This is a genomic window from Mesocryomonas lacus, assembly GCF_055730135.2.
The window spans coordinates 143,887-153,750 of sequence record NZ_JBUZWE020000016.1; the positions used below are offsets into that span (position 1 = coordinate 143,887).

The following is a 9,864-nucleotide window of genomic DNA, read 5'->3' on the forward strand; positions in this document are numbered from 1 at the left end:
CGTCATCTTCCGCTCTGCATGTCCTCTCGGACGGTGGAAAAGCTCTAGCGCAACTGGCGCCCGAACCGAAACCTCATCCGATGCTTTTCGCCGTCAGGTCCGCCGCCGCGGCGAGAATGGATCCTCGACCGTCGGATGCCCTTCGGTCTCGGCGGTCTCCAGCGCGGCGATGAAGCTGTCGCACCAGTGTGCTGCCGTGCCCTCGAACACCCGCGCGCGCATCGCCTGATAGCGCCGCTGGCGCTCTTCCAGCGGCATGGTCAGCGCTTCCTGCAGCTTGCGCGCCATGTCGTCGGAGGAATACGGATTGACCACCAGCGCATCCATCAGCTCGGCCCGCGCGCCGGCAAAGCGCGAAAGGATGAGGACGCCGGGATCATCGGGATCCTGGGCCGCGACGAACTCCTTGGCGACAAGGTTCATGCCGTCGCGCAGCGGCGTGACCATGCAGACCCGCGCTGCCCGGTAGATCCCCGCCAGCGCGCGCCGTGTGAAGCCGGTCGTCATGATCTTGACTGGCGTCCAGTCGAGCGTCGAGAAACGGCCGTTCAGATTGCCGGCTAGGCCCTCGAGCTCGGCGCGCAGGTCCATGTAGGCGTCGAGTTCGGATCGCGACAGCGGCGCGATCTGAAGGAAGTTCACGTTGCCGCGGTTGTCCGGGTAGTCCTCCAGCAGCCGTTCGAAACCGTGCAGCCGCTCGACAAGGCCTTTGGAATAGTCGAGGCGATCGACGCCGACGATCTGCAGCCGGTCGCGGCCGATGTCGCGCAGCATTTCCTCGTGCTCGCTTGCCTCGGGGGACATCGCGAATCGGGCGAACCCTTCCGCGTCGATGCCGATCGGAAACGCCGAGGCCTGCACGACGCGGTCCCCGACCCGGATTCTATCGCCCGGTAGCTTTTCGCCGCCCAGCTCGTGAACGCAGAAGTTCGCGAAGTTGCGCCGGTCCTGCGGGGTCTGGAAGCCGATGAGGTCGTAGGCGAGCATCGCCCGCACCATGTCGTGCGAGCCTGGCAGAGCGGTGAAGATCTCCGGCGGGGCGAAGGGAATGTGCAGGAAATAGCCGAGCCGGCCATCGAAGCCCGCTTGCCGCAGCTCCAGCCCCAGATAGAAGAAATGATAGTCGTGTACCCAGACGATGTCGTCGTCGCTGACGAGTTCGGCCAGCGCCAGTGCGAAGCGCTTGTTGACGGAGCGATAGATCCGGTCGGATTCGCGGTCGAACTGCACGAGGTCGAGCCGGTAATGCAGCAGCGGCCAAAGCGAGCGGTTGGCATAGCCGAGATAGAAGCCGTTCTGCTCCTCCTCGGTTAGATCGATCGTCGTCAGCGCCGTCGAGCCGAACACCTCGGTCTTCGGCGTCGCGGTCTCGGCGTCTTCGGCGGTCTCGCCGCTCCAGCCGAACCACAGCCCGCCGCGACGCCGCAGCGCGTCAGCCAGACCCACGGCCAGACCGCCGGCCTTCCCCTCGTCGCTGAGCGGGCCGACCCGGTTGGAAACGACGACGAGCCTTTTCTGGGCATCCTTCATCGGATTGCTCTCCTGTTGGCGCCGCTCACGCCGCATCCGCCCCGAGCCAGCGGTGCACCGCGGCGACGTCCTCCAGCCGGAACTCGGCAACGGTCGGAGCGGCTCCGACCTTGATCGAAATGCCGCCGGCTTCCCGCACGAAGGCGAGCGCGAATTCGTCGGTCACGTCGTCGCCGGCATAGACCGGCACGCGACTGGCAAAGGCTGGCTCGAGCAGGAGGTCGGCCAGCGCCTTGCCCTTGTCCATGCCCGCCGGATGCACCTCCACCACCCCGTCGCCCGCCATCACCGCAAGGTCGACTCGCCCGGCGGTGACCTCGGCCATGATCGCCTGTGCGGTCGGCCCCAGAGCCGGCACGGTGCGGTAGTGCAGCACCAGCGCGGTGCCCTTGTCCTCAAGGTGAAGGCCGGGAAAAGCCGCAAGGCGCGCGGTCAGGGCGGAACGGAGGTCGTCGAGATCGGCAGGCTCGGCCAGCCGCAGCGTCGGCCCGGCCGGATGCAGGCGCCGTTCGAGCCCGTGCACGCCGGCGGCCGCGAACTCGAGCGGCGCCAGGAACTGGTCGAGATCGGCGATCTGGCGACCGCTGACGATGCCGAGCGCACCGGAGAGTTCGGACTTCAGGGCGGTGAGCCGGTCGAGCACGGCGGGCTCGATCCTGACGCCCGCAGGGTCGTCGCAGAAGCCGACGAGGGTGCCGTCGAAATCGAGAAAGAGCGCGTGCGTCGGGGCATGCAGAGAAGGGGGTAACGTCATGCGCCGGTAGATAGCATGAAGGGCCGGCAAAGCCACCTTCCGCACGGCAACAGCCCGACCGTGCGATGAACCGCAAGTCAGCCAACAAAAGAAGCCGAATACGACCTCGCTTTAACAATATACATCAGCAATCTCCCTCCTCTATACAATATATATATCTCAGAGGCGGGAGGCTTTGAATGCTGACAACCCGTGATATCCAGAAGAGACTGATCGATCTTGGCTACAATCCCGGTGTAGTGGACGGGGTCCGTGGCCGGCAGACGATTGCCGCCATCCGTGAGTATCAGACCAACCAGGGCCTGTTGGCGGATGGCATTGTTGGTCCGGTGACCCGCAGCAAGCTGTTCGGAACATCGCCAGGCCTTCTGGTAATGACCACCGGGGCACCGCTGGGCGCCGAGCCGGACCTGCCCTGGTATGAGGAAGCCCGCCGCCTGCTGGGTGTGCGGGAAGTATCCGGCGGCGGCAGCAATCGGCAAATCCTCGACTGGGCAAAGGACCTCGACGTCGCCTATTCCGGAGACGACGTACCATGGTGCGGGCTGTTCGTCGGCCACTGCATCGGATCGACGCTTCCCGACGAGAACCTTCCCTCGTCTCTTCTCAGCGCGCGGAGCTGGCTCAAGTTCGGCCGCCCCTGTGCCCCGACCAAAGGCTGCATCCTCGTTTTCTGGCGGGGCGAGCCGCAAGGCAGCAAAGGCCATGTCGGCTTCTACGCCGGTGAAGACGAAGACAGTTTCTACGTCCTGGGTGGCAACCAGTCCGACCGTGTCAGCATCGCCCGTGTCGCGAAAGCGCGCCTCCTGGACACGCGCTTTCCGACAACCGCCGTCTTCGGTGAACGGCGAACCGTGCTGCTGACGCCCGGCTCGGATCCTTTTTCGACAGACGAAGCCTGACGGAAGGGAAGCGAGCCCGGCGCTATCAGGCGGCCTGTTGGCTGGACAGAACGGGTTCCGGCAGTCTCACTGCCTTCGGCGCCGTCTTCATGGCGCCTGCCACCGTGCCGGCCACCATGTCGGCGGTGATGCCGCACAGCGTCCAGCCGAGATGACCGTGGCCGGTATTGTAGAAGACGCCCGGCAGCTTGCCGGCGCCGACGCGCGGGATCATGTTCGGCATCATCGGGCGCAAGCCCGCCCAGGGGACCGACGACACGGTCGAGACGCCGGGGAAGCGCTTCTGCACCCACTCGGCCATTGGCGTGATCCGGGACATTCGGATGTCGCGGTTCTCGCCGGCGAACTCCGCCGTGCCAGCGACGCGCAGTCGGTCGAGGCCGAGCCGGCTGGTGACGATCTTCGCCTTGTCGTCGAGGAGGCTCACCCAAGGGGCGGCCGCCTGGCTCGCCTCGTCGCGAAGGTTTACCGTCAGCGAGTAACCCTTCACCGGATAGATGTTGACACGGTCGCCGAGCATGGCGGCAAAGCGCCGGCTCTGGGTGCCGGCGCAGACGACGATACCGTCGAAATGCCGGAGATCGGCCTGTCCGGCGACGCTGTAGGCGACGTCGACGCCCGCGCCGGTATGCTTCAGCGTCGCGACCACGGCGTCGTAGCAGAAGCTGACGCCCTTTCTGGCAGCGGCTGCCGCGAGGCCGTGGGTGTATTTGTGGATGTCGCCGGTGAAATCGCTCTCGGTGAAGAAGCCGCCGTGGAAGGTGCCGGCAATGTTCGGCTCGATCGCGGCGATCTCGGCCGGGGTCACCGCGCGGCGGTCGAGCCCGCCCTCGGCGAGCATGGCGTTGACGGCTAGGCCATGGTCGAACTCGGCCTTGGTCTCGTAGACGTGCAGGATGCCTCGCTTCTCGAGGTCGAAGGAGACGCCTTCGGCATCGGCCATGGCGATCAGATGGTCGCGGGCGGCGACAGCAAGACGAGTCGTGGCGACGGTGTTCTCACGATAGTTCTTCGCGGCCAGCACGAATTCCATCATCCAGGAGATTTTGTGCCAGGACGGCGCGGGATGGACGAGCAGCGGCGCGTCCTTCTTCAACATCCACTTCAGACCCTTGAGGAAGGTCGAAGGATGGTTCCAGACCTCGGCGTTCGAGGCGGAGAGCTGGCCGCCATTGGCGAACGAGGTCTCCATGCCGGCATGCGACTGGCGGTCGAAGACCGTCACGTCATAACCGAGGGCGTTGAGCTTATAGGCAGTCGTTACGCCGGTGATACCGGCGCCGATCACGGCAATAGAGGTCACATCGATCCTTCCGACCAAGGAGGTGCCCTCCCCGGTCCATCGTTGTGCCCCTCCGTTCCTGGCCTGAGAGTTTCACGCCGCGGGATGATCCCGCTGGACGCTTGCTCCTTCGGCGGACGGGTTTGACGCCGTCACTCTCCGGATATGTCTTGAACCGCGCGGTCCTTTGTGCCTGAGAGTTTCCGGGGCGGTTGCTCCTTCGGCGCCGGACTGAAACCGGTCTCTCCCGCTGCGGCAGGTGGTCGCAACACTACGCCCGCAGCCCCCGGCGAGCAAGTGCGAAACGCCGTTGCTGCGCCTGCGAAGACCGGCGTTTTGCGGGGTTTATTCGCCGCGTGGATAACGCTTCGATTCTTCCAGGATGTTGAGGTCCATATGGTTGCGCATGTAGCGCTCCGAGGCCTTCTGCAGGGGCTGGTAGTCCCAGGGGTAATAGGCCCCGTTGCGCAGGGCCTCGTAGGTCACGTGCCGCCGTGCCTGGCTCTCGCGCACCGCCCGGTCGAAGGCCGGCAGGTGCCAGCGGGCGGCCACCTCCGCCTTAAACCGCGCGACGGTCTCGGCCTGCGCCGGATCGGCGGCAAGGTTCGTCCGCTCATGCGGGTCGGCGCCGAGATCGAACAGCTGCGGCGGATCCATGTCGCACAGAGTGAACTTGAAGCGTTCCTCGCGCAGCGCGACCATCGGCGCGATGGATCCCTCGGCGGCGTATTCCATTGGCACCGCGGCACTCCGCCGCCCCGCCGCCCGGGTCTCGAGCAGCGAGATGCCGTCCGTCCACGGCGCGATCTCCGCGAGATCGATCCCGGCAAGATCCGCCAGCGTCGAAACGATGTCGAGCGTCGAGACAGGCGTTGCCACCCGCCCCGGCTCGATCCCCGGCCCCGCCAGCATCAGCGGCACCCGCGCGGATCCCTCGAAGAAGTTCATCTTGAACCAGAGGCCGCGCTCGCCCAGCATGTCGCCATGGTCGGAGGTGAAGAGCACGACCGTGTTCTCGTCCATCCGGCAGCGCTTGAGGATATCGAGGAGCTGGCCGATCTTCTCATCGACATAGGAGATGTTGGCGAAATAGCCGCGGCGGGCGCGCGCGGTCTCCTCGTCCGAAATGGCATAGGCGGCATCGTCGCAGGCCGTCATCAGGCGCTGCGAATGCGCGTCCTGCTCATCGAATGGAATGCGGGGGACGGTCGGCTGCAGCGCCGGGCAATCAGCGTAGAGATCCCAGTATTTTCGCCTGGCGACATAGGGGTCGTGCGGGTGGGTGAAGGACACCGTCAGGCAGAACGGCCGCGTCTCAGCGCCGCGCGACAGGTCGTAAAGCTTCTGTCCGGCGAGATGGGCGACCTCGTCGTCGTATTCGTACTGGTTGGTGATCTCCGCGACCCCCGCCCCGGTGACGGAGCCGAGGTTATGGTACCACCAGTCGATCCGCTCGCCCGGCTTGCGATAGTCCGGCGTCCAGCCGAAGTCGGCGGGATAGACGTCGGTCGTCAGCCGCTCCTCCAGCCCGTGCAGCTGGTCCGGGCCGACGAAGTGCATCTTGCCCGACAGCGCGGTGAAATAGCCAGCACGGCGCAGGTGATGCGCATAGGTCGGGATCGAGGAGGCGAACTCCGCCGCATTGTCGTAGACGCCAGTCCTCGACGGCAACTGCCCCGACATCAGCGATGCCCGAGCCGGCGCACAGAGCGGGCTCGCGGTGTAGCAGTTGGCGAACCGCACGGAGCGCTCGACCAGTTCCTTCAGGTGCGGCGCGTGCAGGAAATCGGCGGGGCCATCGGGAAACAGCGTGCCGTTCAGCTGGTCGACCATGAAAATCAGGATATTCGGGCGCATCGGGTCCTGCAGCTGGCTGGCGGTTACGGATGACGGATGACGGATGACGGATGACGGATGACGGAGCCTATGCGACGATCGGCTGGCCACCGCAAGCCGGCTGGCCACATGGGGAGGATAGGATCGCCGCGCGATAGCCAAGCGGTCCAGCAACGCCGCGACCGGCCGCAATGAGGATAACGGAGCGGCAGGTCGTCTGAGCGTGCAGACGGCAGGGACAAACCCCTATCGCGGGTGGTTCGCCGCTTCCTGCTAAAACGCGCTGCGGTTCCCCTCGCAAGCCGAACATGAAACCCTGGAGACAGTGGTCCGCGAAGGACGCCAGCGATGTCAGGATGCCCGCATGACGCTGTTTCATGGCCTTTCCGCTTTTCCGATCACGCCGACCGACGGGCATGGCGTGGTCGACCGTCCGGCACTGGCGAAACTGGTCGAACGCCTTTGCAGCGCCGGCGTCGATTCCATCGGCCTCCTCGGTAGCACCGGCGGCTATGCCTATCTCGGCCGGGCTGAGCGCCTCGGCGCGGTCGAGACGGCAGCGAGTGTCTGCCAGAACAGCGTGCCGCTGATCGTCGGCATCGGGGCGCTCGCGACGGACGAGGCGATAGGTTTGGCCCGCGACGCCGCGGGCGCTGGCGCCAGCGGATTGCTGCTGGCGCCAGTCTCCTACACTCCGCTGCTGGAGGAGGAGGTCTACCAGCACTTCGCCGCCGTCGCAGCCGCAACGCCCCTGCCGCTCTGCATCTACAACAACCCGGCGACGACGCACTTCACCTTCAGCCCGACCTTGCTCGCCCGCCTTGCAGCGCTGGCGACCATCGAGGCGGTCAAGATGCCACTGCCGTCGGACGGAGATGTTGGCGGCGAACTGGCACAGTTGCGCGCGATCACGCCAAGCGGCTTTGCCATCGGCTACAGCGGAGACTGGGGCGCTGCCGACGCAATGCTGGCAGGAGGAGACGCCTGGTACAGCGTCGTCGGCGGCTTGCTGCCGGTCTCGGCCCTCCGCCTTTTGCGCGCCGCGAAGGGCGGCGATACCGCAGAGACGCGCCGGCTCGATCAGCTCTTCCAGCCCCTCTGGCACCTCTTCAAGGAGTTCGGCAGCATCAGGGTGATCCATGCCGCCGCAGAGCACCTGCAGCTGACCACCGCTGCGCCGCCGCGGCCGATCCTCCCCCTCGACGCGCGCGCGCATCACCGCGTGGCAGAAGCCCTCGCGGCGCTCGGCGAGGGATAATGCGGGAAGTTGTTGCGGTAAATCTACCTCCGAGCGCGCGGCACTACGACATCGTGAAACGAGCCGATCTATAGGAGGGTATTTTTTGGAGGGCCGAAACAAAGGCGGCCCCACGATTGCTCGTGGGGCCGTTGGTTGCGGGGACAGGATTTGAACCTGTGACCTTCAGGTTATGAGCCTGACGAGCTACCGGGCTGCTCCACCCCGCGCCATTTCCGAGACGCTTGCGTTCGTTGCCGAACCCGTCGTCTGCGGTGAGCTCGGTATATGCGACAGCGCGATGAATGGAAAGGGCCTGGCGGAATTTTGTGACAAAAAGTTTGCCAGCGTCGAGGCATGCTCGAAACCGTCGGGCCTTGTCGGCGCAAAATAAACGTCATTGCGCCGGCAATTGCAATCCAGCGCCGGAGGACTGCCTCCTCTGGCCGGCCTGAATGCCGAATCGATGATGATGCGACTCGGCTAGTCGTCGCGTAATTTGCGTCGCAGGACTTTTCCAACGTTCGACTTCGGAAGCTCGTCGCGAAATTCGATATGCTTGGGTCGCTTGTAACCGGTCAGTGCGCTCTTGCAGTAGGCCTTCACCGTGTCGGCGGTCATGGCGGCATCGGCGGTCACCACGAAAAGCTTGACCGCCTCCCCCGAGCTTTCGTCGGGCACGCCGATCACCGCTGCCTCGATGATCCCCGGCATCTGGGTAACGATCTCCTCGATCTCGTTGGGATAGACGTTGAAGCCCGAGACGTTGATCATGTCCTTCTTCCGGTCGACGATGGCGAAGTAGCCGTCCGGCCGCATCACCCCGATGTCGCCGGTCTTGAAGTACCCGTCTTCGGTCATCGCCCGCGCCGTCTCGTCGGGGCGATTCCAGTAGCCGGCCATCACCTGCGGCCCGCGAATGGCGATCTCCCCCCGCTCCCCCGCTGCCACATCCCGGTTCTCATCGTCGAGGATCCTGAAATCGGTGGAGGGAAGCGGCAGACCGATCGTGCCGGTGTAGGAGACATCGTCGACCGGGTTGCAGCTGGCCGACGGCGAGGTCTCCGACAGTCCGTATCCCTCGCAGATCGCACTCCCCGTCAGCTCGAACCAGGCCTTCGCCGTCGCCGGCTGAACTGCCATGCCGCCACCGACCGAGAGTTTGAGGCTCGACCAATCGACGCTGCCGGCATCCTTGTGCCGGGCAAGCGCTGCAAAAAGCGTGTTGACCGCCGGGAAAGAGTGGAAGGGCTGCGCTTTCAGAGCCTTGAACACGCTCGGCAGATCCCGCGGATTGACGATCAGCACATTGCAACCACCTGTGCGCATGGCGAGCATCAGGTTCACGGTGAATCCGAAGATGTGGTAGAGCGGCAAGGCTGAGATGGTCACCACCTGCTCGCCTTGCGGAATGCGCTGCATGGCCGGCGAATGCCAGAGCTCGGATTGCAGGACATTGGCGATGATGTTGCGGTGAAGCAGCGTGGCGCCCTTTGAAACGCCGGTGGTGCCGCCGGTATACTGCAGAACCGCGACGTCCTCGAGCGTCGTGTCCACCTTCCGGAATGACGCTGCCTTGCCCTTGGCGATCGCCGCGGCCCAGCGGACGGCACCGGGCAGAGCGTAGGCCGGCACCATCTTTTTGACCCGGCGCAGCACGAAGTTCACCAACAGGCGCTTGGGCGCCGGCAGCATGTCGCCGACAGCGGTGAGGACGACATGCTCAATCGGCGTCGCGCCCCGGCACGCCTCCAGCGTATGCGCCATGTTCTCGAGAATTACGATCGCCCGCGCGCCCGAATCCGCCAGCTGGTGCTCCAGTTCGCGCGGCGTGTAGAGTGGATTGGTGTTGACCACGACCATTCCGGCCCGCAGCACACCCGCCACGGCGACGCCATACTGCGGCACGTTCGGCATCATCAGCGCGACCCGATCTCCCTTCACCAGCCCAAGCGACTGGAGATAGGACGCGAACGCTTGAGACTGCCGGTCCAATTCACCAAAGGACACCGAGCCGCCCATGAAGTGGAACGCCGGCAACGCTCGGTGTCGGGTAAAGGCTTCATCGAAGAGGTCGGTCAGCGACCGATAGGGAAATGCCGGCAGATCAGCCGGAATCGCGGCAGGGTAATGCGCCAGCCATGGTCTCTGCATGCTCGTTCCTCCCGCTCAGGAGGCTATACGAGACAAGAGCAAAACGAAATTGCTTTCCGTTTACGTCAACGGCAGCCAGACGTTCGGTACCCATGCGCCTCTCGGCGCGCCTCGTAAACGACGACAGATCACTTCGCCTAGTGATACTGTTGGCCTTCTCTTGGCATAC

Annotated in this window: 7 protein-coding genes, 1 tRNA gene and 1 riboswitch; of the genes, 2 read left to right on the forward strand and 6 right to left on the reverse strand. The window is 65.0% G+C overall.

Annotation, left to right across the window (positions count from 1 at the left end; genetic code table 11):
* Positions 1-93 precede the first annotated feature (93 nt).
* On the reverse strand, positions 94-1,530 hold the full coding sequence (locus tag ACZLZY_RS22060; protein ID WP_472936208.1) for an alpha,alpha-trehalose-phosphate synthase (UDP-forming): 1,437 nt from the start codon (positions 1,528-1,530) through the stop codon (positions 94-96).
* A gap of 25 nt (positions 1,531-1,555) precedes the next feature.
* Complete coding sequence (otsB, locus tag ACZLZY_RS22065; protein WP_472936209.1) at positions 1,556-2,284, reverse strand: trehalose-phosphatase; 729 nt, start codon at positions 2,282-2,284, stop codon at positions 1,556-1,558.
* 179 nt (positions 2,285-2,463) lie between these two features.
* Between otsB and ACZLZY_RS22070 the strand changes: the two genes are divergently transcribed.
* Positions 2,464-3,186, forward strand: a complete 723-nt coding sequence (locus tag ACZLZY_RS22070) for an NlpC/P60 family protein (RefSeq protein WP_472936210.1) — start codon at positions 2,464-2,466, stop codon at positions 3,184-3,186.
* 25 nt (positions 3,187-3,211) lie between these two features.
* Here the strand turns inward: ACZLZY_RS22070 and ACZLZY_RS22075 are convergent, their stop codons facing one another.
* Complete coding sequence (locus ACZLZY_RS22075) at positions 3,212-4,489, reverse strand: D-amino acid dehydrogenase (RefSeq protein WP_472936211.1); 1,278 nt, start codon at positions 4,487-4,489, stop codon at positions 3,212-3,214.
* Between the two features lie 150 nt (positions 4,490-4,639).
* Positions 4,640-4,728: riboswitch (glycine riboswitch) on the reverse strand.
* Between the two features lie 85 nt (positions 4,729-4,813).
* Positions 4,814-6,325, reverse strand: a complete 1,512-nt coding sequence (gene betC, locus ACZLZY_RS22080; RefSeq protein WP_472936212.1) for a choline-sulfatase — start codon at positions 6,323-6,325, stop codon at positions 4,814-4,816.
* A 343-nt stretch (positions 6,326-6,668) separates the two neighbouring features.
* On the opposite strand from betC, the gene ACZLZY_RS22085 reads away from it, so the two are divergent.
* The gene (locus tag ACZLZY_RS22085) at positions 6,669-7,562 is read left to right on the forward strand and encodes a dihydrodipicolinate synthase family protein (protein WP_472936213.1); all 894 of its coding nucleotides are present in this window, start codon (positions 6,669-6,671) and stop codon (positions 7,560-7,562) included.
* Between the two features lie 132 nt (positions 7,563-7,694).
* Here ACZLZY_RS22085 and ACZLZY_RS22090 read toward each other — a convergent pair.
* Positions 7,695-7,771: transfer RNA gene (locus ACZLZY_RS22090), tRNA-Met, on the reverse strand.
* A 253-nt stretch (positions 7,772-8,024) separates the two neighbouring features.
* Positions 8,025-9,695 (reverse strand): AMP-binding protein, encoded by a 1,671-nt coding sequence (locus ACZLZY_RS22095; RefSeq protein ID WP_472936214.1) that lies wholly within the window; start codon positions 9,693-9,695, stop codon positions 8,025-8,027.
* Positions 9,696-9,864: the final 169 nt, after the last annotated feature.

What these genes read in the sequence shown, in the direction of transcription:
- ACZLZY_RS22060 (WP_472936208.1), bottom strand. Translation starts at nt 1,530, where the DNA reads ATGAAGGATGCCCAGAAAAGGCTCGTCGTCGTTTCCAACCGGGTCGGC.
- otsB (WP_472936209.1), bottom strand. Translation starts at nt 2,284, where the DNA reads ATGACGTTACCCCCTTCTCTGCATGCCCCGACGCACGCGCTCTTTCTC.
- ACZLZY_RS22070 (WP_472936210.1), top strand. Translation starts at nt 2,464, where the DNA reads ATGCTGACAACCCGTGATATCCAGAAGAGACTGATCGATCTTGGCTAC.
- betC (WP_472936212.1), bottom strand. Translation starts at nt 6,325, where the DNA reads ATGCGCCCGAATATCCTGATTTTCATGGTCGACCAGCTGAACGGCACG.
- ACZLZY_RS22085 (WP_472936213.1), top strand. Translation starts at nt 6,669, where the DNA reads ATGACGCTGTTTCATGGCCTTTCCGCTTTTCCGATCACGCCGACCGAC.
- ACZLZY_RS22095 (WP_472936214.1), bottom strand. Translation starts at nt 9,695, where the DNA reads ATGCAGAGACCATGGCTGGCGCATTACCCTGCCGCGATTCCGGCTGAT.